Below are 23430 nucleotides of genomic sequence, written 5' to 3' on the forward strand. Positions count from 1 at the left end.
CGCATTCAAATCTGCCGCTCCAATCCTTATGATCAATATACCGTCATCTGGAGAAGGAGGAGGATTTTATGGGAGCTTCCCGCAGGTCGGCCCTGTGGCGGCAGGACAGGACGGCCTACGCTTTTTTGCTGCCGTGGCTGATCGGCTTTTTCTGCCTGACGCTGGGACCGATGCTTTATTCGCTGTATTTGTCTTTAACGAAATTCAATCTGCTGACCCCGCCGCGCTGGCTCGGCCTGCAAAATTATATCCAAATTTTTACCGACGACCCGGTATTCGCCCACTCCTTAAAAATCACGTTTCAGTATGTGCTGTTTTCCGTACCGCTCCGTCTCGCGTTCGCGCTGCTCGTGGCGATGGCCCTGAACAAAGGGCTCCGGGGACTGGGCATTTACCGGACGGTGTACTACGTCCCGTCCCTGCTCGGGGGCAGCGTGGCGATCGCGATCGTATGGAAAAAGATTTTTGACGGCGACGGCCTGTTCAATCAATTTCTCGGCTGGTTCGGCATCGAAGGGCCGGCGTGGATCGCTCACCCGGACTACGTGCTGCATACGATCGTGACGCTGGCGGTATGGCAATTCGGCTCCGCGATGGTCATCTTTTTGGCCGGACTGAAGCAAATTCCCGCCGATCTGTACGAGGCTTCGCAGGTCGACGGAGCCGGCAAGACGCGCCAGTTTGTGCAAATTACGCTGCCGCTGCTGTCTCCGGTGCTGTTCTTCAACCTCGTGATGGGCATCATCAATTCGTTTCAGGTGTTCACTCCGGGGTACGTGATCGGCGACGGCAGGGGAGGGCCGCTTGACTCGACGATGTTTTACACGCTGTATCTGTATTTGAAGGGCTTCTCGTTCTTCGACATGGGCTACGCCTCCGCACTGGCCTGGATTATGGTGGTCATTATCGGCTTATTTACGGCTCTCGTATTCGTCAGCTCGAAATATTGGGTCTTCTACGGAGACGGAAAATGAGAGGAGGGCTGGTCGCATGATACGAACTTCGACCTTATCGCGATGGACCAGGCATGCGCTGATCGCCGCCCTCGGCCTGATCATGCTGTATCCCGTCTTGTGGCTGCTCAGCAGCTCCTTTAAGCCGAATACGCTTATTTTTTCGGATACGAGCCTGTGGCCGAAGGAAGTGACGCTGGACAACTACGTGAACGGCTGGAAGGGGCTGCAGGGCATCTCGTTCGCCCGCTTCTTCGCCAATTCGGCGCAAATCTCGATCTTGTCCGTGCTGGGCAACATCGTCACCTGCTCGCTGGCGGCTTTCGCCTTCGCCCGGCTGCAGTTCAGGCTGAAGAAGCTGTGGTTCGCCCTGATGCTGGTCACGATCATGCTGCCTTACCATGTGACACTGGTGCCGCAGTATATTTTGTACAACAAGCTGGAGTGGATCAATACGTTTCTGCCGCTCGTCATTCCGAAGTGGCTCGCCCACGATTCGTTCTTCATCCTGCTGATGGTTCAGTTCATCCGCGGTATCCCGAAAGAGCTGGACGAAAGCGCGACGATGGACGGCTGCAGCCAATGGCAAATTTACTTGCGGATTGTCGGCCCGCTGCTCGTTCCGGCGCTCATCACGACGGCGATCTTCACGTTCATGTGGACGTGGGATGACTTCTTCAGCCAAATGATCTACCTGAACAAGGTCGATCTGTTCACCGTACAGCTCGGCATCCGCTCTCTGTTCGATCCGTCGGGCGAATCCGACTGGGGCGCGCTGCTGGCGATGTCCGTCCTGTCGCTCGTGCCGATTATGGCGATCTTCCTGTCGTTCCAAAAATATTTCCTCGACGGCATCGCCACAACGGGATTGAAATAGGCTGCTCATCCCACTCTGTGGAAAGCGCTTCCCGGTAATACGGGGTTACTGAAAATTTTCTAAGGGTCGTCTTCAAATTATCAGGATAGACGCCGATGACGAACGAATCCTCGTCATCGCTCGTCACCTGCGGTTGTTGAAATTTTGTCGGTGGAAACCGCCAGGTTTTCATGATAGGGGGATAAATCGAATGAACAAACGGTATTCCTTGGCAGCGATGGCTGCACTGCTTGGCGTCTTGTCCGCCTGCTCCGGCGGGGGAGGCGGCGCTTCTTCGGGCACTCAGGATGGGGGAGGCGGCGATTCGGGGGCGGCGAAGCAGGTCGAGCTCCGCATCATGTGGTGGGGCGACCAGAAGCGGGCGGACAAGACGAACGAAGCGCTGCGCAAGTTCGAGGAGAAGCATCCGAACATCAAGGTGGTCGGGGAATTCGCGCCCAGCTCGGGTTATTTTGACAAGCTGAATACGCAGCTCGCTTCCGGCACCGCTCCCGACGTGTTCTTTCTCGGCGGCAACGTCGTCGATTATGCGAACAAAGGCGTGCTGCTCGAGCTCGATCCGTACGTAGGTAAGGAGCTTAATATCAGCGGCATGGATCAGGCGATGATCGATTACGGCACGATCCGAGGGAAGCTGCTGCACATTTCCGCAGGTGCGAACGCCAGGGGCATCGTCGTCAATACCGAGCTGTTCAAGAAAGCCGGCATGGAGGTGCCGAAGGACGGCTGGACGTGGGAAGATTACGCCCGCATCAGCAAGGAGATCGCCGACAAGCTCGGCCCGGGGTACGCCGGCACCTATGATTTTACCGTGGACGGCATGGACATTTATTTGAAACAGAGAGGCAAGCAGCTCTACGATATGGACAATAACCGGCTCGGCTTCGAGGCGAAGGATGTGGAAGGCTGGTTTGAATATTGGGATGCGATGCGCACGAACGGCGGCGTCGTCACGCCGGAGCAGCAGGTCGCGAATCCGCCCGCCGATACGAGCAAGTCGCTGATCGTAACCGGCAAGGTGGCGATGAATCTCATTTCGTCCAATCAACTCGTCGCTCACCAGAACCTTACGCAGGATCCGCTGACGCTCGTGCAGGTGCCCAGAGGCCCGCAGGGTACCGCCGTTGTGTTCGAATCGAGCCAGGGCTTGTCCGGCTACGCCAAAACCGAGCATCCGAAGGAAGTCGCCATGCTGATGAACTTCTTCATCAATGATCCCGACGCGGCGAAAATTTTGGGCAACGACCGCGGCGTTCCCGTCACGGCGGCGATGCGCGAGCTGCTGGCGAAGGAGGCGTCCCCGGTCGACCAGATCATTTACGACTATGTGGGCAGAGTGTCAGAGGCGAACAAGCAAAATCCGGTGAAGGTCAGCTACAATTTGCCGGGCTTCACGGAATTCTCGAAGCTGGCGGAGACGACGGTGCAGGAGATCGGCTTCGGCAAGAAAGACGTGAAAAAGGGCGTGGAAGATTTCTATAGCGGAATCGTCCGCATCTTCGATAACAACAAATAGGCAAGAGCGTCTGCGCCAATCGACGACAGGCTGCCGGAAGGCAGCCTTCGCCGTTGCTTACATGCATAGGGGGGCGGCGCGCCAGGTTTACTTGATAACCCGAACCCATTCTTCGCCGCTAAAGGTATGGATGCGATACCAGGTAAAGCCATCCCCGGACTCCCATTTCTCAAAGGCCTGCGCAAGCTGAGGGGCAAAGAAACCTCGCGTATGACAAACACTTTCGCCGTCCGGAAAGTAATACGTCTCTGTTTCGTCGGTCAATTCTACTGTTTCCGAGGTCGGCACAATTCCTTCAGGCCGCTCAACCAAAATTCTGTCCCGATTCACCCACTTTGGGCCAAACGGGGTTTCCAGATGAATCCAACTGCCGGACGCTTCGATGGCTTGATAGTTCCCTTCAGGCAGCCAACGGTTATTGTCCGTATCCAAGCCTTGCATCGGTTCATCGAAATACCTCGCAGCTGTCGTGAGTTGAACCGTTTCATCCATCTCTCGATAATCCGTAAGAATCTGATGCTTTGGTCTAATCCAGCGTACGCCTTGAGGCAGCTGCGCCTTATACCATGTCGTGGACCAAGGCCCGAACCCTTCTGTCGAAGTGGCAATCACGTCGATAGCCCCGGGCGGAACGATCTCGCCTTCGCCGTCGTCGGCATAGCGGACCGGATAAGCCATCTCCGCTTCCGTCAGTTTGATTTGCATGGAAGCCGGCATCTCTTTTACATCCTCCAGGATAGCCGGGTTCACGATCCATTTCTCTCCCATCCACGTGGTCTGTACCCGATACCATGTGCCGCGGCTCAACTCCACACTAATCGCGTTAACAGCGTTTTTGGGGATATAGCCGAGCTTGGCGGTTATTTTTACTTTCTGAGGAGATAGACTTTGACCTGTCTTCGTATCCGATTTTGGACTATGGTATAGACCGGCGGTGTTCATGATGGTCACTTCCCGAGCTTCCTCTGTCAGAGTCCCATAAATGACGTTGTCATTATCCTTAATCCAGCAGGGGCCCAGCCACGTGTTTACTCTTATCCAATCCCCGGTTTCGGTCAAGAGCGTCGAAGGATCGATTTCGGGGGTTTGCCTATCCACGGACAGGCTTTGCATAGGGGCAAGCGTTCCGATCGGCTTGCTCTTTGGATCGGGCTTGCCGTAAATAGGTGTTTCGTTCAAGATAGTTACTTCGGCTGTTATAAGGCGGAGCGCTTCGGTTTTGCCTGGATAGACGAATAGAGCAGCGAGAAATATGAGGCCCGGCAGAAAATAACGCGCTATGTTGTTCGAAATAACGATCACTCTCCCGGTTGTAATATGAATCCCGATAACAAAATTATACCATAATTTGGATTGAATTGTGATTTTGATTGCATTCACCTGAGTTGACGGAAGCTTTTATTGCTGCCCAACCAGGGGGTCTATGAAACCAACTGGGAACTACCGCAGTATATTGAAACGATAACGCATCTTGGATTTCTTGGAGATAGGAAGCCGCGAAGCATGCGGCAGCTGGAATTGGGCGGCGCCGAATATATGCTGCGGTCGATTGCTTTCTGCATTTACTTTCCCTGTGATTTCTTCCCAAATTCAAAGACAATAGCCCTGGCGATTTGCCAAGGCTATTTTTTCATTAAAGCGCGCGGCTGCTCGTCATAGGCGTCTAGCCGAGCGAGGCTATCATTTTGCCGTTCCACGGAAGTCCGCGGCGGAAGCGGAATTCATCATGCTCCCGGTACAGGAAGAGGAAGGGCTCGAACTGGTACATGTCCCAGATTTTGCACCGTTTCGCCCTGGAGCCGGAGGCGTGCAAAATCGCGTTGACGGCGCGGCGGGCCGCTTCGTTGGCGCCTTCCATCGTCGCCAGATCCGTGTTCGTCTTGACATAATCGGAAGCGAGGAACAGATTGGGAATCGCCGTATAGGCATGGGGGCGCCAGTCCCACGTATATACTTTGTTGACCAGCAGCGGCTCGAGATTGACGGGCAGGCCGTCCGGATTCGGATAATGAATGTCCTCGTCGAGGTACCAGGAATGGATGTTGCTGTCCTCCAGCACGACCTTTCCTTCGACATTCAGACCGGCCTTCAGCTGTGCCCAAACTTCGTCGCGGATTTCCTCCGGCGAGCAGTGCCGCGCGCTTTTGCCGTACAGGATGCCCGGTTTCTCCCAATCGGAGATATCGACGGACAGAATGCCCTTTACTTGGCCGTCGCCGTACTCGCTGAAATCGAAACGCGGCCAAAACTGTCTTTGCGAGACGCTCGTCAGCGCCCACGGGGAATCGATATAGATGATATGGCCGTGAATGATGGTGACGTCTTCTTTGAGATAGAATTGAATGCCGTTCATCCAGTCGACGCTTTCCGCCAGCTTTTTGAGATTGTTCAGCGAAGGGTCGGTAGCGGCCATCTCCGGCGTGACCATTTCGGCCATCACTTCGACCGGGAAGGCGGCAATGTAATAATCTCCCTTCACCTCGAACGTTTCCCCGTTCTTCGTAACGATCGCTCCCGTAATGATACCGTCGTTGCACTCGATCCGCTCCACGCGGGCATTCTTATGGTAATCGACGCCGATTTGCCGCAAGTATTCGACCCACGGATCGATCCATACTTCGTTCGTGGGGCCGTTCAGTATTCGGCTGGCGCTTCCTCCCGGGACGACCATATCGGCCAAAATTTGCGCTCCGACCGATCCGACCGTCGCCGTATTCGCTTCTCTGGCCTTCGCCGCCACCAGAATGCGCGTCATTCCGGTGAAGACGCGCCGGAACGCCTCGGACTGGCGCTCGGCGTCAATGAAATCCCACCAGGGGATATCCTGATATTCTTCCGTCCTGCGCTCGTTGCAGCTGGTCATCACCTGCCAGATCCGGTCGAGGAAGTGCTCGAACTCCCGCTCGCTCACGCCGAGCCGATTGTCGAACAACGATTTGAGCAGCGCGCGGAGATCCTTCAGCGAGGTCGGGAATTCGGTGAGGAATTCCACCGGCGGCCCGTCGGTTCGGGCCAGGCCCAGGCGCGTCCCCTCTACAAGATTGTCCGCGACCCCCTTCGGATTGTTGCCGTAGGGAATGCGTTCCATCGTATCGATAATATGCTTGTAAAATCTCGGAAAAAAGCGAAACCCGTGCTCTCCGGGCAAATCCTTCCGCCCCTGCTTGCCGCTTCCCGGAACCGGAATGGAGCGCGCCTTGCCTCCCGCAATGCGGCGCAGCTCGTACACGGTAACATCGAAGCCGCGTTCGGCGAGCTCGTGAGCCGCGCTCAGCCCGGCAACCCCGCCGCCTAAAATAACGACCTTTTTCCCCATTGTGCTCCCCCTTGGTATAATTTAGATGATTTATTTTTGTTATACCATATTTTCTAGTTCTATCGTAGGAGTTTTCGATATCGTTTGCTGACGGCCCAATATACTAGGCGCTTCAGGGGACATAATGGTGGACATAATGGAGGAGGAAAAGGCCAATTCCAGATAAAGATAGCAGCGGCAGCGTTCGGGTATGATGGAATCAATCATATTGTCTATCTTGAAAAATTGGACGGAATCCTCCGGCAAATTTTTCAACAACCGAAGGTGACGACCGATGACAAAGGAAGCGCTCGTCATAGGCGTCTATCTTGAAAATTTGGCGGTGATCTACCGACAAAATTTCAACAACCGAAGGTGACGACCGATGACGAAGGAAGCGCTCGTCATAGGCGTCAATCTGGGAAAAAGGAGAGGAATGACCATGGCGCCATTTCGCATTGCCGTCGTCGGGTGCGGAGCAATGTCCAAAGCTTGGATTCAATATGCCAAGGAGCTTCCGGATGGCGAGATCGTCGCGTTGGTGGATCTGCGCCTTGAGCAGGCGGAGCAGGCTGCGGTCCAGTATGGCCTCAATGCCAAAGCTTACACTGACGTCCGGGAAGCGATCGAGCAGTCGGGAGCCAACCTGGTGTTCGACATCTCTATTCCGGCGGCCCATGCCGGCGTGACGACAACCGCGCTGCAGCTCGGCTGCGATGTGCTGGGCGAGAAGCCGATGGCCGTCTCCATGGAGGAAGCCCGCGCAGTCACCGCATTGGCGGAGAAGCTCGGCCGCACGTATGCCGTTATGCAAAATCGCCGCTATTTAAGGGGAATTCGCGCGTTTCGCGATCTGGTACTACATGGCGGCATCGGCGCAATCGGTTTCGTGAACGCCGACTTTTTTCTGGGGCCGCATTTTGGCGGCTTCCGCGAAGCGATGGAAAGCCCGCTGCTGCTGGATATGGCCATTCATACGTTCGACCAGGCGCGGTTTATTACGGGCAAGGACCCCGTCGCCGTGTACTGCCATGAATTCAACCCGGCAGGGTCCTGGTATGCGGGCAATGCGGCGGCTGTGTGCATCTTCGAATATGCCGACGGCGGCGTATTCTGCTACCGCGGCTCCTGGTGCTCCGAAGGCTGCCCTACGTCATGGGAAGCAAGCTGGCGCGTCTCCGGCAGCAAGGGGACGGCCATCTGGGAAGGCGCGGCGGACCCGTACGCGGAGATCGTGCTGCCGAAGGAGGAGCGCTCCCTTACCCACGCTTTCCGGAAGGTCGAAGCGCGCATGGACTGGAGCGGCCGGGAAGGGCACGCGGGCTGCTTGGACGAGATGTTTGCCGCGCTGCGGGAAGGCCGCAAGCCGGAGACGTACTGCACCGATAATATCGTCAGCATGGCGATGGTATACGCCGCCCTGGAAAGCGCGCAAAAGGGCGAGAAGGTGCGGATCGCCAGCCTGCTGTGAGTGCCCGTCCGCTATAGCATCCGCTCTAATTGCCGCTGCTTCCGCACTGCAGAAACGAACCCCCTTCAAGCTCGCGCGAAGGGGGTTTTAATCGCTTGAATGCAGCCGGGGGGTATAATATAATAACGGCATTCGTAAACGGCATTGAATGCGGCATCGGTCGGGTGCGGGATTGGCCGCAATATTTCTATATTGGTCCGGGTCCCCCCAGCCCGGGAACGCGAAAGGATGAAGCTTGATGAGCGAATCGACGGGACAGCCGAATTTCGATCAAGGGCATGCCTGTCATACGGACGGGGAGCGCAAGAGCCACCATTCCCGGAAGGTGAAGGATAACCTGATCTCGCGGCTGAATCGAATCGAAGGCCAAATTCGCGGGGTAAAGGGCATGATTGAGAAGGATACTTATTGCGATGATGTGCTTAACCAGATCGCAGCGATTCAATCGGCGCTGAACAGCGTAGGCAAAATTTTGCTGGAAGGCCATATGCGAAGCTGTGTCGTCGAACGGCTGGAGCAGGGGGACAGCGAAGTCATCGATGAATTGCTGAAAACGATGGGCAAGCTCATGAAGTAAGAGGCTGAAGGGGCCGTGGAAGGGGGCATGGCATACCTGCGGCTTGCATCCGGGTCACGGCGAACGATCATCGCCGGCATTCTCCACCAGGGACCCGAGCTGCCGGGAATGGATGGCTCGCTCGTTAGCCTTCGCATCGTGTTTCGCTGGGCTAGCTTGAGCTAACTTGGGATAACGCTTGCCACAGAGCTTATTTCACTCGAAACGATCGATTTGGCATTCTAACGACGGTGAGCAGCCTTATTCTTAATTTCGACTGCTAGATTCAGCGTTTTTGACAAAATAGCGCTCTTCAGTTTCGTTACATTTTAAAAAGGGCACAATTCATCAAAATAGCGTTTGTCACAAGCGTTAGAGATGATCAGAGATGAAGGCCCGCTTCTAGCCAGCGGTTTATGATGTCCAGGCCATGCCTTGCGGTTCGAGATCATGCAACGCAAAAGCTGCATGAAGCCTAACCGATACGGCTGCCCCGATGCGAACCGCCCTGTGACTTTGAGCAAGTCATGGGGCGTTTTTTTGCGTTTGCTTAAGAATGCTGGCATAGCTTGCGACCGGTCTTTTTCAGGCAATGACTGCCTCTTCAAAAAATCTTTACATTCCCCGAAAGCTCCATTAATATTTGCCTGCTACAATATGCGGGACAACCCATAAAGATATTTCAAGCGAATAGGGAGTCAATGAAATATTGGCTAAGGAGTGAGTATTGGGGATGAAACGATGGAGACCATGGCTGTCCGGCATTGCGGCCGCTTTCATGCTGGCTCTGGCTATGCCCGCCCAAGCGGCGGAGACGAATGCCGGCAGCGCCAGCATTACGATTTTGCACACGAATGACATTCATTCGCGCGTGGACGGCAGCGATGACAGCATCGGCTACGCCCGGCTGTCCGCATTGATCAAGCAGGTGAAGGAGCAGAATCCGAATACGCTCGTCATCGACGCCGGCGACACGTTCCACGGCCAGACGATCGCCAACCTCGTGCGCGGCGAGAGCATCGTTCGCATCATGAACGAAATCGGCTACGACGCGATGGCTCCGGGTAACCACGATTTCAACTATGGCCAGGAACGGCTGCTGGAGCTGGCACAAGAGACCAGGTTTCCGATCCTGGCGGCCAACGTGAAGCGCGAGGACGGCAGCCGTCTGCTGGAGTCCTCTGTCGTTCGCGAGGTCGGAGGCGTCAAGATCGGCCTCTTCGGCCTGTCGACGCCGGAAACTGCCTTCAAGACGCACCCGAACAACGTCGCCGGTATCGACTTTGCCGATCCGGTCGCCGAAGCGAAGGCCGCGGTGGCCGAACTGCAGGGCAAGGCGGACGTGATCGTCGCCATCGCCCATCTCGGCGTGGACAAGTCCAGCGTCGATACGAGCATTAAAGTGGCGGAACAGGTGCCGGGCATCGATCTCATTATCGACGGGCACAGCCATACGCTGCTTGAGCAGGGCATGCAGGTGGGCGACACGCTGATCGTGCAAACCGGCGAATACGGCAAAAATCTCGGCCGCGTCGAGCTGACCGTATCGGGAGGCGAAGTCACGGCGAAAACCGCGTCGGTAATCACGCGCGCGGCGGCCGAATCGGTGCAGCCGGACCAGGCGGTAATCCGTATCATCGACGAAATCAAGCAGGAGCAGGACAAGGTGTTGTCTGAAGTCGTCGGTTCGACGCCGGTCAAGCTGGTGGGCGAGCGGGAAGTCGTCCGGAAGGGCGAGTCCAATCTCGGCAACCTGATCGCCGACGCCATGCTCGATGAGACCGGAGCCGACGTAGCCCTCACGAACGGAGGCGGCATCCGCGCTTCCATCGAAGCGGGGCCGGTTACGAAAGGGCAGGTTGTGTCCGTGCTGCCTTTCGGGAACTACATTCAGACGAAGCAGGTCAAGGGCTCCGATATTGTAGCGGCGCTCGAGCACGGCGTATCCGCCTATCCGGAGCCGCTTGGCGGCTTCCCGCATGTGGCGGGAATGACGTTCGAATTCGACCCGGGGCTGCCCGCGGGGCAGCGGGTGACGGATGTGAAGATCCAAGGAGCGCCGCTGAATCCCGAGCAGACGTACATGCTGGCGACCAACGACTTTATGGCTGCGGGCGGCGACCAATATACGATGTTCAAGGATTATCCCGTAGCGAACGATTATTCGTCGCTGGAGGAGTCGGTCATCGCTTATTTGCAGAAGAACGGCGAGGCGAAGGCGGCGGTCGAAGGCCGCATCGTCGCCAAGCAGCAGGCGGCCGCCCAGCCGCAGCAGGAAGCGCCGCAAAATTCGCCGGCAGCTCCCGCGACAACACCTGCGACAACACCTGCAACACCGCCCGCGACAACACCGGCCCCCGCGGAGCCGGAGGCCGCTGCGCGGCCGAAAGTGTATATCGTCCAAAAGGGCGATTCGCTTTGGAAAATATCGATTCAGTATCAGACGACTTGGCAAAAGCTGCAGCAGCTGAACGGTCTCAGCAACCCGCGCCTGATCTATCCCGGCCAGCAGCTCGTGCTGCCGGCCGAATAAGCTTCCGGAATGATCGAAGCCGGGGCCCAATTAACGTTATAGACGCCTATGACGAGCGCTTCCTTACGTCATCGGTCGTCACCTTCGGTGTTGAAAAATCAGCTTGTAGGCTAAGCTGATTTTTCAAGATAGCCCCCCGTGCCGCTGGCGCAGCACCATCAGAAGCTGAAAATGTGCCGCACCGTCTTGGCGGCTATTTTCCAACAAATCATACGAAAGGTCTTCGGAGCCTCACTCTGGAGACCTTTCGTCTTGTTGCAGGCTTTTTGGAAGCGAATGTGGTGCTGGCCGGCAAGTTTGTGTAAACTGATGGAGAATGGGAACGTTCTGAACATGCGAGCCTTGCGCAGGCAGGCGAATACAAATGTCCCATCCAGCTACACTAAGAAGGGATTCCAGAAAGTGCTAGCCGAATTCGGGCGGACGTCCGATCATTCACATAAAAGAGTTAAACATCGAATGGATGAAGGAATGAGCGAAAATGGAGAAGACAACGAAGCATATCGCAAGCATATCACTCGGGGCAATGGCGGTCGGCTTTGCCGCCACGCTTCCGTATGAGGAGCAGGTATGGGGGAGCCTGCTTCATGGCGCTTTCGAGGCGGGACTCGTCGGCGGATTGGCCGACTGGTTTGCGGTCACGGCCTTGTTTCGGCATCCGCTCGGCATCCCGATTCCGCATACGTCGCTTTTGATCCGCAACCGGGAGAAGCTGACCAATGCCCTCGTCTCCGCAGTGGAGAACGAATTGCTGAACCGCGCCAGCATCGAGGAGAAGCTCAAAAGCATTCGCGTCACCGAGCGCGCGCTCGATTGGGCGGAGACAGAGCTCGCCTCCGCACAGGGACGGCGTGCTGTCGCCGCAGCCAGCATCTTTCTTGTCGATCGCTTGCCCTGGGAGTCGATCGAGGAGCGCATCGTCCAGGAAGCGCGCAAGTGGTTGATGGACGTTGACAGCGGCGCCGTCTTCGCCCGATTGACGGATACCGCGCTGGAGCGGGGATGGGATTCGGCGGGCCTCGATTTCCTGCTGGACAAAGCCCAGGATTGGATTATGCGAGGCGAGACGCGCGATCTGATGGGGGCGCTTGCGCTGAAGGCGCTGAACAACGTTCAGCTCGGCGGCATCATGGGCTTTGCGGTCGGCGCCTTCTCCGGATTTATGACCGAGGAGAAGCTGGGCGGGCTGCTGCAGAACATGGCTATTACGGCGTTGTTCGATCTGAAGCGTTTGGGAAGCGCGGCACGGCAAAGCATGCTGCGGGAGCTCGGCGGCAAGCTGCGGGAGCTCGGCGAGTCGCCGGCTTTTCTCGCGGAACTGCAGCAGTGGAAGGAGCGGCTCGCCGAGGGAGAGGAGCTGAAGCGGCTGGTCCGGGAAGCGATCCAACGTCTCCGCTCCGGCCTGGAGCGGTTCGTTCGCGACGAGTTGTACGCCGAGCGGGTTGCCGTCCCTTATTTGACGGGGCTCATCCGAAAGGTCAGGAACGATCCGGAGTGGACGGCCCAGGCGGAGGCTTGGGTGCAGGAGCGGCTATTTGCCTTGATCGAGCGGAACCATGCGAAGCTGGGCGCGCTAGTCAAGGAAAACGTGGATAAGCTCGATAACCGCAGCCTGATCGAGATGCTGGAGACGAAGGTCGGCAAGGACCTGCAGTGGATTCGCGTGAACGGCGCTTTGTGCGGCTTCCTGATCGGGCTGGCGCTGGCAGCCATCCGGCTGATGCTGTAGCGGATATCTCGGCCGCCAGCGCCCTCGCGGCCGATTACAGGTTCGGATGGGCGTGACATCTGCGGCATACCGGGTAATACGAGTCGTTGCCGCCGATTTGGATCTGCTCGCCCGTATACACCGGCTTGCCGTGTTCGTCGACTCGCAAATTCATCGTCGCCTTCCGTTCGCAAAACCAGCAGATCGTCTTCATTTCTTCGATTTTATCGGCATATAAAAGCATATATTTGCTGCCCTCGAAGAGCTCGTTGCGAAAATCGTTTTTCAGGCCGAAGCCCATCACGGGAATGTTCAGTTCGTCTACGATCCGCGTCAGCTGCACAATCTGCTCCTTGCTTAGAAACTGCACCTCGTCCACCAGCACGCAGGAGACGGGCTGTCCGTGCCGCCGGACGATGTCGCAAATATCGGTATCGTCGTATACGGGAATCGCCTTGCGGCGCAGTCCGATGCGCGAGGAGACGTAACCGACCTCGTCGCGGTCATCGACCGCCGATGTAAAGATCAGCACGTGCTTTTTCTGCTCTTCGTAGTTATGGGCGACCTTCAAGATTTCGATCGATTTGCCGCTGTTCATTGCGCCGTATTTGAAATATAGCTGGGCCATTCGCTTCACCGCTTTCTTCCTGTCTTGACGTCAACTCATCATAGCACAGCTTCCGCGGGCGGGTACAGCGCTGCTTGCTCCGCTGCCCGACAGGCCATACCCACCTTTAAGCGTTCGCCATTTCGAATAAATATAGTGTACCAATTTTCCGGAATCGGAGGGAACGGGCACATGCATGCAGTACGCACCCTTGCACCTAACGCGAACCTCGATGAGAATTGGGTCAGCCTGATGATTGTCGCCCGCCAAATGGGTATCCCTAAAGACGAGGTCAGAAAGTTTATCCGCGAACAGGCGGAAGACGCAATCGAGGACGCCGATCAACCCAATTGATGGATCATAACGAATTTTCATAAAAAAGATAGACGTCTATGAGGAGCGACTTCCTCGTCATCGGCCGTCACCTTCGGTGTTGAAATTTTGGGCGGCGGCTTGCCGTCAATTTTCAAGGCGGACGCCTATGACAAGCGCTTCCTTCGTCGTCGATTGTCACGCGAATTTTTTTCAAGGGTTTTGAAAGCGATTTCGTATATGAACAAAATGTTATAAATTCATGATCCGTCTATGAAAATCTTGCTGCTTGTTATGCCCACTGGCCCCTTATTTATGATAAAATGAAATAAAAGAAATTGCGGAGACAAAAGGGGTTAGCGCATGATCGGCAAAAAAGTCAGGCAGCTTCGATTGGAAAGAGGGCTCTCCCTTACAGAACTGGCGGAGAAAGCCGGGGTCGCCAAATCGTATTTGAGCTCGATCGAGCGCGACATCCAGTCGAATCCGTCGCTTCATTTTCTGGAAAAAATATGCTCGGTGCTCGAGGTGCCCATCGAATATTTTTTGCACGATTCCTCTGCCCGCGCGCAGGAGCTCGACGGGGAGTGGCTGGCGCTGGTCCGCGAAGCGATGGAATCCGGCATCAGCAAGGAACAGTTTCTCGAATTCCTTCAATATAACAAGTGGCGAATGAACCGGGACAAGCAGTCTTGATCGGCGCCGCTTCATTCCAAAAAAACCTCCAAAGCCCGCTGACTCAATTTCGGGCGTTGGAGTTTTTTCGTAATTATTGCCGCTTTTCGCATTTACCCTGGTACCGGTCGGGGCGTTCCTCGTCGCTGCCCGGCCGGTCCGCCGCCGGCTTCAATACGCCGAACACGGCGCTGACGTCATGGCCGTTATCGGACGGCAGCTCCTTCCCCAGCTCGTCGGCCGGTCTGCCGCTGCCCTATTCTGCTCCTTGTCTGCCATCAGTGCATCCGCCTCCTCCGGCACGTCGTTTGCCCTGTCGGATGGAAGGCTTATACTTTTACTCCTTCAGCCGCTCGAATGCGGCTTTCATTGCGTAGTAGCTTTGCTTCGGGCGCTCCTGATACTTCACTTCGTCCCACGGCTCCCATCGGTAATAGGGCAGCTCGGACACGCGGTAGGGAGCTTCCGGCGGTGCGGCTCCGCCCGTTTCTCTCCCGAGCCCGATCACTTGGCCGTCCCGAACGATCCACGGCACGAAGCGAATGCCTTCGGTCTCGACCGCCTCCAAGGGAGCCCCCGCAGTCTTTCCGTAGCTCATGACGTGCAGAGAGCTCGGATCGGTGAAGCCGAGCAGCATCCATGGAATACGCAGCTCCAGCGTCGTCCCCTGCAGCTGCCACATCGCGAGGGAATTGAACTCCGGAGAAGACGGGTCGGTGGTGCCGCGGGCCAGCTTGCCGGCGGGGACGTCCTCGAAGGGGTGATATTTTTTGGAATCGGGCGGGATGAGCTCCAGTCCGACGGCCAGCTTCCAGGGATTGAAGATGCCGGAATCGTCCTTCATCTCCTCGGGCTTCACCTCCAGCATGCCGTACTGGTGCCCGTACAACCGCTTATGGAAGTCGTAATTCGAGGCTATCCGCACTTCGCTCTCTTGATCATTGCCCAGAACGACGAGCGTTTCCAGACCTTCGTCCAGCGTGCGGCCGCCAAGCTCTTTGCCGTGCCGGTTGCCGCCCGGAATCGTATCGGCTCCGATGTATAATTGCTCCCGCTGCGGATCGAACGGCTGCTCCAGCTCGGCCTTGATATAGACGTAAGCTTCGTCATGGGTAACCCAAATGTCCTTCCAGCCGGGATAATCGCCCTTCAGCCGCTGCTTCTCGCTTTCGTCCAGCGCCTCCCAGTCGTTGCCGCTGCCGTTGATCGTCAGCACGCCTTCCTTGCCGGCCAGCATGGCCAGGAGACCGAAATGCTGTTCGTTCGTCAGCACATTATGCCACAGCTTGCGGCGGGCTGGCGGCATTTCGAACGCCATCGTATTCCACGTCCGCTTGAACCACTCGTCCTGCCAGGAGAAGACGATGGCGCCGGCCAAACCTTCCCGGTGAATGTCGTCCAGCAGCGACACGTCAATCTGCCCCTGCTCCGTTTCGTTATGGCCTCCCTGGTTCCGGTTTTTGTTGCCCAGGTGGGCGACGCCGAGCGAGGAGGGGACGCCGAATTCCGTAATCATCAGGGGAATTCCTTGATGATGCTCCTTTAATTTGCGGAGATAGCTGCGGTACGTGTTGATCTCGCCATCCTCGTCCTTGACATCGCGCACCGACTCGTCCAGCCGGAAGAAGTCGGGATAGTACGGATAAGCGTGATAGGCGGCGAAATATCCTGCCGGCCAGTCGTGGACGGACAGGTGGAGCGCATCGACGCTGGCCATATCCTCTTCGATAAGCACCTCGCCGGGATGGGAGAGCGGGTCTGTCGTTACCCAATTGGTGAATGTCAGCGGATGCTTCCAGCCATGCTGCGCTTCCTGCACCGCCAGATGGTCCAGCATCTCGGCCAGCCAGTTCTCGAACGGATTCGCCTCGGGCTTCGACGAGATGTGCGTTCCTTGGTAGCCGATATTGTCCTTATGCAGCTCGTTGGTATTCCTCACCATAGCCGGGTCCCATTCGGTGCCGATATGCCAGGCGAGCAGATAGGGAGCGGCATTGGCGCGATAGGAGCCGCCGGCTTTGCCGAAGCGCTCCGGAATTTCCGCCGTACCGTATACCGCGCCTACGGCGTAGCTGATTTCGCCCTGAAATTCGACATAAATCTCTTCCAGATATGCGTCCTGCTTCTCGATCAAAGCCTCCTCCGGCGACCAGATGCCCTGAATGAAATAAAGCGGCCGCTCCGGATGCTTCTGGTTATACTCCACCAGCGCCTCGTAGAACCAGGGCGGGAGGATCGTGTAGATCCGGATCGTATTGGCTCCCATATCGCTGATCAGCCGGAACCATTCGAGATATTTTTGCTTGGTGATCGGCAGCTCTCCGGGGTCCTCGCCCGGCAGCGCCGCGCCGACGTTCACCCCTTTGACGAAGAAAGGGGACCAGGCGCCGTCAGCGTATATTTCAATGCGGTCTTCCTGCGTGCGAAACTTGATTTGCGAGCCGTCTGCCGTTGTGGCGCTCTCTACGGTGCTGACGGGCCAGTAGTGCCAGATGAGCGCCCCGATGACGGCGGCTGCGGCAAGCTTGATGGCCCAATGCAATGATGCGGATCGTGTTCTCATGACGCAGCCCTCCTCGGCATATCGGGGATCTCAGCCGAGCAGCCGGCGCACACGCGCATCGAGCTCGACCGGAGAGAACGGCTTTCTGACGACATCGGCGGCGCCCAGCTCGAAGCAATGGCTGACTTCATGCTCCAGCCCGAGCTCGGTCAGCACGACGATGCGGCACTGCTCCCGGTATGGGGCCTGGCGGATGCGGCGGATCAGCTGGAAGCCGTCGAGCGCCGGTAGCGTCAGTTCGGTCATCACGATGTCGGGCTTCACTGATTCGATCAGCCGGAGCGCTTCCAGGCCGTCCTGCGCCGGATGCACCTCATAGCCCTGCATGCCGAAGCGAACGTTCAGGAAATCCATCAGATCCGCATTCGTATCGGCCATCACGATGGAAGGGGGGCGCTTCTCGGCAGGCTGCCGGTAGTAGAGCGCGATATCCTGCTCCTCTTCGCCGGGAGCACAGAAGCGGGCCAGCAATTCCCGGAATGCCGCAGGCTCCGGGTCGGCGCTTTCGGGAAAGCTGGCAACGACAAGCCTTCCGGCAAGCAGCCCGGCGTGGTGCAGATAAGCCTTGACCGACAAGGCCAAATAATGGGCGAAAGCGAGCGAGCACCCCGGCAGCGCCACGGTCAGCGCGCCGCTCGCGGCGTCATAGCTCGGCAGCGCGGTCAGGCTGGCGTCTTCCAGGCGCAGCCGCGCCTGAAGCTCCAGCAGCGCAGCGGCGCCGGGTTCGCGGGCATGCGCCAGGATTACCCCGCAGCTTTGCGACGCTTCGGCCGCGCGGGCCACCTGCTGCAGCAGCGGGCCGATCGGCCCTGCCCCCGGCTCTGCGGCCAGACGCGGGGCGGAAAATGTTGCTTTCATAAGATCATCGCTCCTTTGGTCGGAAAATAAGATTTGCGGGGGCAACGGCGGCGTTATCCGGCCCGGCCAAGGGCCGTTATGGGAGGAGACGTCCGGCAGCGGCTGCCCCGCAGAGGCGCCTCGCAGCGGCGTGCCGCCCACGGCCCTCGCAGCGGCGTGCCGCCACGGCACGTCTTTGCGGTACGCCGCCACAGCCGATCGCGGGCGATCCCCGCAGCGGCCCGGCGCTACAGCCCCTCGCTACAGCCCCTCGCTGCGGCCCTCCGCTGCCGAAACGTTTCTTTCACGCCAGCCGGTTATCCGAGCGCCTGCGCCTTGGCCGCGTTGGATTCCGCCTTCTTGCCCGGACGCGGGTCGTCATTCCAGCTGCGCCGCACCATATGTCCCCAGCTGTTGCTCTTGCGGACATATTCCAGATGGCCCTGCAGCTTCCACCAGGCGTTGAGCTGATCGAAGCTGATGGCCATAACCGCAGACCAGCCGATCATTCGCCACATGTCCCGGGCAGGGGTTCGGTTCGGGAAGGCCAGCTCCTCCATAACCATGGAGCCGCAGGTGAACACCAGCCCGATCAGGACGTTCGCCGCGAGGAAAGCGAGCACGATCGGCAGGCGCGTCATATCCATCAGCGCGTAGAGGACGAGCGCGGCCAGCCCGGTGATGCGGATATACGGGCTTAACGTTTCGTACACGATCGTGTACGGCAGCGCCAGCCAGCCGATCACTTTATATTTGGGGAGAAACAGCAGTCTCCTGAAGCGTACTACATTCCATACGGTGCCGCGAATCCATCTGCGGCGCTGGGCGCCGAGCACGGCGAGCGTCTCTGGTGCCTGTGTCCAGCACACCGCATCCGGGCAAAAGAGAATGCGGTAAGGCTTGCCGCGCTCGAGCATGTATTGGTGCAGCTTCATGACGATGTTCATGTCTTCGCCGGGGCAATCCTCCTCGTAGCCCCCGACCTCGATCAAATAATCTTTGCGGAACAGGCCGAAGGCGCCGGAGACGATGAGCAGCCCGTTCATGGAGCTCCAGCCGAGCCGGCCGCCGAGAAAAGCCCGCATATATTCCACATACTGCATGGCAGCAAGGGGATTGCGGGGCAGGCGGGCCTGAAGCACCCGGCCGTTCTCGACGACGCTGCCGTTGGCGATGCGCACATTGCCGCCGACGGCGATATGCTGCTCGGGGTTCTCCATGTACACCTTGACCATGCGGATCAGGGCGTCCTTCTCCAGAATGGAGTCGGCGTCGATGGTCGCCACGAGCGGGAAGCGGGAGACATTGATGCCGGCATTGAGCGCATCAGCTTTGCCGCCGTTGTCTTTGTCGATGACGACCAGCTTCGGATATTGCGGATTGCGATACACCTGCTTGACAGACTTGCAGGCGAGCAGCCGGCGAAACCCGGCCTGCCGGGAGCGGCGCAGCCCGAAAGCCTCGATCAGCACCTCGAGCGTCCGGTCACGCGAGCCGTCATTGACGACGACGACCTCATAGACCGGAAACTCCAGCGTCATCAAAGAACGGACGCTTTCGATGATCGTCAGCTCCTCGTTATACGCCGGCACCAGAATCGAGACCGGAGGGACGTGCTCCGAGCCGGCCATCTCTGGGAAGCGGGAATGCGTCGAGCTCTTGAGCTGGGCCGTCATTCGCCTGCAGGATACCGCCATGATAAGCAGATACAGCAGGCCGGAGCCGGCGACCAGCCAGGCGGCCGTAATTCCGTAATACAGTAAAAAGTCTCTCATCCTACTCTCCTCTTTGTCCGAACTCAGCCGGTCCGCCGGCGGTCTATATCGGGCTGGGCGGGCGGCTCTGCGCTGGCCGGCGCATACACTTCGCCAAGCACGCTTTGATAGATTCGGGACAGCCTGTTGAAATGCGCGGCGTGCGGCAGCTCACGGGCGGCGGCAGCGGCGGAGCGGTCCAGCTCCTGGCGGGCGGCTTCCCGGGCGATCTCCGCGGCGAGGACGTTCTCCCCGTCCGCGGCCGCCTCGCACAGCAGCAGGAAACCGTCCGGACCGAGCCTGGACAAGCCTCTGGCGCTGTAATGCCGCACCCACCAGCTGTCGTCCTTCAAGCCTTGCCGCAGTTCTCCGAGGAAATGAGGGCGCATGAGCTCGCCGGCCGCCTTGGCCGCCATGGCCCGGATCTGCCAATCGGGGTGGCGCATGAGCTGGGTCAGGCGTGCGGAAGACAGCAGATGGGGGGCAGCCAAAAGCAGCTTGGACGCTTTAATCCGCACCTCCTTGTGCCCGGACGCGAGCAGCTTCTCCAGCCTCGGATAGGCGGCAGGAATATAGCGGCTGCCGCTCAGACCAGTCAGCGCCAGCGCCGTCAGAGCCTCGTTCTCCGACTCCAGCAGCTTGGCATAGAACGGGATAAGGTCGAGAGACGAGGAGGCCAAAATATCGGCGATGAGCTGGAGGGAAGCGGGGTGCGTCCTGACAAGCTGCTCGGCCAGACGGTGCAGCTCGTCCGCATTGCGGGCGCACTTGGCGGCAGCCCGGGCCACGACGAAGGAGGTGCTGTCGCGCTCCCGCTCAAAGAGCGCCAGCAGCGGCTCGAAGCCGTCCGCGGCGCGCATGACGCCGAGGTGATACGCGGCATCGATGCGCACGCCGTGCTGGCTGCTGCCTAGCCGCCGCTTCTCCGCCTCGACCAAGCCAAGCTCGCGGCACAGCTCTGTCAGCTTGCGCCGCTGCGGCCCGCCGATCGTCTCGATCCACTCCAGCAGCTTGCCGCGGATGGCCGCAAGCTCGCCTGGCTGAAGCGGCCCGGGAGGCTTCTGCAGCGGTTCCGGACGGTCGATGCTGGCGCTCAAATAAGCGAAGTAGTCCCGCAGCCTGCTTAAGGAGCGGGCCCTCTCGGCCGCTGTCCGCGCGTGCCGCGCCCTGAGCGCCAGCAGCAGGGCGATGCCTCCTGCGGTCATGGCGGACAGCACTCCCAGCACGGCTACAACAGGCGTCAATTCGTCCATGGTCGACGGCATCGCAGTCGCCTCCTTTTTATTCGACGGTCACGCTTTTCGCCAGATTGCGCGGCTTGTCCACGTCGTTTCCGCGCGCCAGCGCCGCATAGTAAGCGAGCAGCTGCAGCGGAATGGCGGCCAGCGCCGGAGACAGCAGGGCGTGGCTGCGGGGAACATAGACGACCCGATCGGCTGCTTTGGCAAGCTCCGTGTCCCCTTCGGGAGCGATGCCGATGACATAGGCGCCGCGCGCTTTAACTTCCTTAATATTGCCGATCGTCTTCTCCAGCAGCGAATCCTGGAGCGCAACTGCTACAACCGGCGTGCCGTCCTCGATCAGCGCCAGCGAGCCGTGCTTCAATTCGCCAGCAGGATAGGCCTCCGAATGAATATAGGACATTTCCTTCAGCTTGAGCGACGCCTCCAGCGCCGCCGCGTAATCGAGCCCGCGCCCGATGAAAAACAGATGCTCGCACCCGGCGATATTCGCCGCCAGCTCCTGCAGCAGGCCCGCCCCGGCCAGCGTCTCCCCGGCTTGCAGCGGCAGCTTCTCCAGCATGGCCAGCAGCTCCGCGCTGTCGGACGGGTCCATCGTCCCCAGGCGATCCGCGAGATAGATGGCGAGCAAATAAAGCGCGATCAGCTGAGACGTGTACGCTTTGGTGGAAGCGACCGCGATCTCCGGGCCGGCCATCGTGAAGAGGACGGCGTCGGCCTCGCGGGCTGCGGAGCTGCCTACGACGTTGGTAATCGCGATGACGCGCGCGCCGAGCGTGCGGGCCTCCTTCATGGCGGCCAGCGTGTCCGCCGTTTCGCCTGACTGGCTGACGGCGACGACCAAGGTATGCTCGTCCGCGAGCGGAGAGCGGTAGCGGTATTCCGAAGCGACCTCCGCCTCGACCGGAATGCGCGTCAGCCGCTCGATGGCCGCCTTGCCGACGAGCGCGGCGTGATAAGCGGTGCCGCAGGCGACCAGGTGAATCCGGCGGACCTGCCGCGGGTCGAAGCCTGACGCTTCAAGCTCGGGAAGAACGACGGCCTGCCGCCCGGAATCGATCCGGCCGCGCAGCGTATCCCGGAAGGCGCGGGGCTGCTCGTGAATCTCCTTCAGCATGAAATGCTCGTAGCCGTCTTTTTCCGCCATCGCCAAATCCCACTCGATGCGAAACGGCTGTCTGGCGATAAAATTGCCCTCCAGCGTCATCAGCTCGGCGCCGTCCCGGGTGAGCACAGCCATCTCTCCGTCGTTGAGAATGTACACGTCGCGGGTATACTCCAGAATGGCCGGGATATCGGAGCCGATGAAATGCTCGTCCTCGCCGACGCCGATAATGAGCGGGCTGGCCCAGCGGACGGCGATCAGCTTGTCCGGCTCATGCTCGGACAGCACCGCGATGGCGTAGGCGCCGCGGAGGCGGGCAACCGCCCGTCTCACCGCTTGCACGAGATCGCCTTCGTAATAACGGGCAATCAGATGGGAGATGACCTCGGTGTCCGTTTCGGAGACGAATGTGCAGCCGAGCGCTTCCAGCTCTTCCTTTAATGAAAGATGATTCTCGATAATGCCGTTGTGCACGACGGATATTTTCGTCTCAATGTCCGTATGGGGGTGGGAATTGACGTCCGACGGCTTGCCGTGCGTCGCCCAGCGGGTATGTCCGATGCCGGCGGAGCCGACCAGCGGCGCGTCTTGCAACCGGGACTCCAGCTCGCTGATGCGCCCCTTCGATTTGCAAATATGAAGTCCTTGAGCGGTATGTACCGCAACGCCGGCGGAATCGTATCCGCGATACTCCAATTTTTTCAGCCCGTTAAGCAATACGGACTGCGAATTTCGTTTGCCGATATAACCGACAATTCCGCACATAATCGTTATTCCTCCTCATTCTGCGTTCCGGCTTTTATGCCGCTTCCGAACGGCGATCATGCTGCGCAGCTCCTCGCGGCTGATGCCGGAATCGAGCGCTTCGCTGAACAGCTCGTACCAGGCCTGCTTCGTCAGGGGGTCCGTCTTCTGCGCTTGCGGATAAACCAGTTCCTCCAGAGAAACCTCGAGAACGCCAGCGATTTTGGCGAGCAGATGGACAGATGGATTGGAATGAATGTCCCGTTCCATCGTGCTGAGATAGGACTTGGCCACACCTGCGGCTTCCGCCAGCTCGGAAAGCGACAGCCCCCTTTCCTTGCGCAGCTCCCTCACACGCTTTCCCAACATGTCGATCGGTCCTTTGCGTAAAATCTTGGGTTCCCGCAAAGCATAGGGTGGCCTTGCCAGCTTCGCCTCACTTTGTGGGGATGCACCGCATTCGAGCGATGGGCGCCAATCGTTGTTCTTTAATTGTTCCTTATAACGAACGGACACAACGAAGTATACCACTTGATTCTGAAAATGAAAAATCCAATGAAAGGCATTTGTTTCGTTTTAGAGAACAAAAAACGCGGTTATTCTTCTTTTTTCGCCAAAATGCGTCGCAATGTTGTTCTTTATAGTGAATATTCCATTCGTTATAATGAATGGCGTGACAGGCG

Annotated in this window: 18 protein-coding genes; 9 read left to right on the forward strand and 9 right to left on the reverse strand. The window is 58.4% G+C overall.

Annotation, left to right across the window (positions count from 1 at the left end):
• Nucleotides 1–68 precede the first annotated feature (68 nt).
• From F591_RS0111305 to F591_RS0111315, 3 genes are all read left to right on the forward strand, one after another.
• Entirely contained in the window at nucleotides 69–974 is a 906-nt protein-coding gene (locus tag F591_RS0111305; RefSeq protein WP_019534712.1) for a carbohydrate ABC transporter permease, read from the forward strand.
• A 16-nt stretch (nucleotides 975–990) separates the two neighbouring features.
• Nucleotides 991–1830 (forward strand): carbohydrate ABC transporter permease, encoded by an 840-nt coding sequence (locus tag F591_RS0111310; protein WP_019534713.1) that lies wholly within the window; start codon nucleotides 991–993, stop codon nucleotides 1828–1830.
• A 190-nt stretch (nucleotides 1831–2020) separates the two neighbouring features.
• On the forward strand, nucleotides 2021–3346 hold the full coding sequence (locus tag F591_RS0111315; RefSeq protein WP_019534714.1) for an ABC transporter substrate-binding protein: 1326 nt from the start codon (nucleotides 2021–2023) through the stop codon (nucleotides 3344–3346).
• Nucleotides 3347–3433: 87 nt separating this feature from the next.
• Here the strand turns inward: F591_RS0111315 and F591_RS0111320 are convergent, their stop codons facing one another.
• A complete protein-coding gene (locus tag F591_RS0111320; RefSeq protein WP_156829525.1) occupies nucleotides 3434–4726 on the reverse strand; it encodes a hypothetical protein in 1293 nt (430 codons plus the stop codon).
• A 283-nt stretch (nucleotides 4727–5009) separates the two neighbouring features.
• Entirely contained in the window at nucleotides 5010–6662 is a 1653-nt protein-coding gene (locus F591_RS0111330) for a hydroxysqualene dehydroxylase (RefSeq protein ID WP_019534717.1), read from the reverse strand.
• 421 nt (nucleotides 6663–7083) lie between these two features.
• On the opposite strand from F591_RS0111330, the gene F591_RS0111335 reads away from it, so the two are divergent.
• From F591_RS0111335 to F591_RS0111350, 4 genes are all read left to right on the forward strand, one after another.
• A complete protein-coding gene (locus F591_RS0111335) occupies nucleotides 7084–8112 on the forward strand; it encodes a Gfo/Idh/MocA family protein (RefSeq protein ID WP_026326542.1) in 1029 nt (342 codons plus the stop codon).
• A gap of 238 nt (nucleotides 8113–8350) precedes the next feature.
• The gene (locus tag F591_RS0111340; protein WP_019534719.1) at nucleotides 8351–8689 is read left to right on the forward strand and encodes a metal-sensitive transcriptional regulator; all 339 of its coding nucleotides are present in this window, start codon (nucleotides 8351–8353) and stop codon (nucleotides 8687–8689) included.
• Between the two features lie 712 nt (nucleotides 8690–9401).
• Nucleotides 9402–11201, forward strand: a complete 1800-nt coding sequence (locus F591_RS0111345; protein ID WP_019534720.1) for a 5'-nucleotidase C-terminal domain-containing protein — start codon at nucleotides 9402–9404, stop codon at nucleotides 11199–11201.
• A 481-nt stretch (nucleotides 11202–11682) separates the two neighbouring features.
• The gene (locus F591_RS0111350) at nucleotides 11683–12930 is read left to right on the forward strand and encodes a DUF445 domain-containing protein (protein WP_019534721.1); all 1248 of its coding nucleotides are present in this window, start codon (nucleotides 11683–11685) and stop codon (nucleotides 12928–12930) included.
• 34 nt (nucleotides 12931–12964) lie between these two features.
• On the opposite strand, the gene F591_RS0111355 is transcribed toward F591_RS0111350, so the two are convergent.
• The gene (locus tag F591_RS0111355) at nucleotides 12965–13537 is read right to left on the reverse strand and encodes a thymidine kinase (RefSeq protein WP_019534722.1); all 573 of its coding nucleotides are present in this window, start codon (nucleotides 13535–13537) and stop codon (nucleotides 12965–12967) included.
• A gap of 171 nt (nucleotides 13538–13708) precedes the next feature.
• On the opposite strand from F591_RS0111355, the gene F591_RS31365 reads away from it, so the two are divergent.
• The gene (locus F591_RS31365; RefSeq protein WP_019534723.1) at nucleotides 13709–13870 is read left to right on the forward strand and encodes an anti-repressor SinI family protein; all 162 of its coding nucleotides are present in this window, start codon (nucleotides 13709–13711) and stop codon (nucleotides 13868–13870) included.
• Nucleotides 13871–14191: 321 nt separating this feature from the next.
• Nucleotides 14192–14524 carry a helix-turn-helix domain-containing protein gene (locus F591_RS0111365; RefSeq protein WP_019534724.1) on the forward strand — a complete coding sequence of 111 codons (333 nt, stop codon included), beginning with the start codon at nucleotides 14192–14194 and terminating at the stop codon, nucleotides 14522–14524.
• Nucleotides 14525–14840: 316 nt separating this feature from the next.
• Here the strand turns inward: F591_RS0111365 and F591_RS0111375 are convergent, their stop codons facing one another.
• From F591_RS0111375 to F591_RS0111400, 6 genes are all read right to left on the reverse strand, one after another.
• Complete coding sequence (locus F591_RS0111375) at nucleotides 14841–17066, reverse strand: hypothetical protein (protein ID WP_051109176.1); 2226 nt, start codon at nucleotides 17064–17066, stop codon at nucleotides 14841–14843.
• A gap of 30 nt (nucleotides 17067–17096) precedes the next feature.
• Nucleotides 17097–17924: a response regulator transcription factor gene (locus F591_RS27890; protein WP_019534727.1), complete on the reverse strand. Its 828-nt coding sequence runs from the start codon at nucleotides 17922–17924 to the stop codon at nucleotides 17097–17099.
• A gap of 296 nt (nucleotides 17925–18220) precedes the next feature.
• Complete coding sequence (locus F591_RS0111385) at nucleotides 18221–19678, reverse strand: glycosyltransferase family 2 protein (protein WP_019534728.1); 1458 nt, start codon at nucleotides 19676–19678, stop codon at nucleotides 18221–18223.
• 23 nt (nucleotides 19679–19701) lie between these two features.
• Nucleotides 19702–20922 carry a HEAT repeat domain-containing protein gene (locus F591_RS0111390; protein WP_019534729.1) on the reverse strand — a complete coding sequence of 407 codons (1221 nt, stop codon included), beginning with the start codon at nucleotides 20920–20922 and terminating at the stop codon, nucleotides 19702–19704.
• A 16-nt stretch (nucleotides 20923–20938) separates the two neighbouring features.
• The gene (gene glmS, locus F591_RS0111395; RefSeq protein ID WP_019534730.1) at nucleotides 20939–22768 is read right to left on the reverse strand and encodes a glutamine--fructose-6-phosphate transaminase (isomerizing); all 1830 of its coding nucleotides are present in this window, start codon (nucleotides 22766–22768) and stop codon (nucleotides 20939–20941) included.
• A gap of 15 nt (nucleotides 22769–22783) precedes the next feature.
• Nucleotides 22784–23116: a helix-turn-helix domain-containing protein gene (locus tag F591_RS0111400; RefSeq protein ID WP_019534731.1), complete on the reverse strand. Its 333-nt coding sequence runs from the start codon at nucleotides 23114–23116 to the stop codon at nucleotides 22784–22786.
• Nucleotides 23117–23430: the final 314 nt, after the last annotated feature.

The sequence above is a fragment of the Paenibacillus ginsengihumi DSM 21568 genome, assembly GCF_000380965.1.
In the GTDB taxonomy this organism is placed as follows: Bacteria; Bacillota; Bacilli; order Paenibacillales; family NBRC-103111; genus Paenibacillus_G; species Paenibacillus_G ginsengihumi.

Coding starts and splice junctions, on each gene's coding strand:
- F591_RS0111390 (WP_019534729.1), bottom strand. CDS start 20,922: ATGCCGTCGACCATGGACGAATTGACGCCTGTTGTAGCCGTGCTGGGA.
- F591_RS0111350 (WP_019534721.1), top strand. CDS start 11,683: ATGGAGAAGACAACGAAGCATATCGCAAGCATATCACTCGGGGCAATG.
- F591_RS0111310 (WP_019534713.1), top strand. CDS start 991: ATGATACGAACTTCGACCTTATCGCGATGGACCAGGCATGCGCTGATC.
- F591_RS0111305 (WP_019534712.1), top strand. CDS start 69: ATGGGAGCTTCCCGCAGGTCGGCCCTGTGGCGGCAGGACAGGACGGCC.
- F591_RS31365 (WP_019534723.1), top strand. CDS start 13,709: ATGCATGCAGTACGCACCCTTGCACCTAACGCGAACCTCGATGAGAAT.
- glmS (WP_019534730.1), bottom strand. CDS start 22,768: ATGTGCGGAATTGTCGGTTATATCGGCAAACGAAATTCGCAGTCCGTA.
- F591_RS0111365 (WP_019534724.1), top strand. CDS start 14,192: ATGATCGGCAAAAAAGTCAGGCAGCTTCGATTGGAAAGAGGGCTCTCC.
- F591_RS0111400 (WP_019534731.1), bottom strand. CDS start 23,116: ATGTTGGGAAAGCGTGTGAGGGAGCTGCGCAAGGAAAGGGGGCTGTCG.
- F591_RS0111355 (WP_019534722.1), bottom strand. CDS start 13,537: ATGGCCCAGCTATATTTCAAATACGGCGCAATGAACAGCGGCAAATCG.
- F591_RS27890 (WP_019534727.1), bottom strand. CDS start 17,924: ATGAAAGCAACATTTTCCGCCCCGCGTCTGGCCGCAGAGCCGGGGGCA.
- F591_RS0111315 (WP_019534714.1), top strand. CDS start 2,021: ATGAACAAACGGTATTCCTTGGCAGCGATGGCTGCACTGCTTGGCGTC.
- F591_RS0111340 (WP_019534719.1), top strand. CDS start 8,351: ATGAGCGAATCGACGGGACAGCCGAATTTCGATCAAGGGCATGCCTGT.
- F591_RS0111385 (WP_019534728.1), bottom strand. CDS start 19,678: ATGAGAGACTTTTTACTGTATTACGGAATTACGGCCGCCTGGCTGGTC.
- F591_RS0111345 (WP_019534720.1), top strand. CDS start 9,402: ATGAAACGATGGAGACCATGGCTGTCCGGCATTGCGGCCGCTTTCATG.
- F591_RS0111330 (WP_019534717.1), bottom strand. CDS start 6,662: ATGGGGAAAAAGGTCGTTATTTTAGGCGGCGGGGTTGCCGGGCTGAGC.
- F591_RS0111335 (WP_026326542.1), top strand. CDS start 7,084: ATGGCGCCATTTCGCATTGCCGTCGTCGGGTGCGGAGCAATGTCCAAA.
- F591_RS0111375 (WP_051109176.1), bottom strand. CDS start 17,066: ATGAGAACACGATCCGCATCATTGCATTGGGCCATCAAGCTTGCCGCA.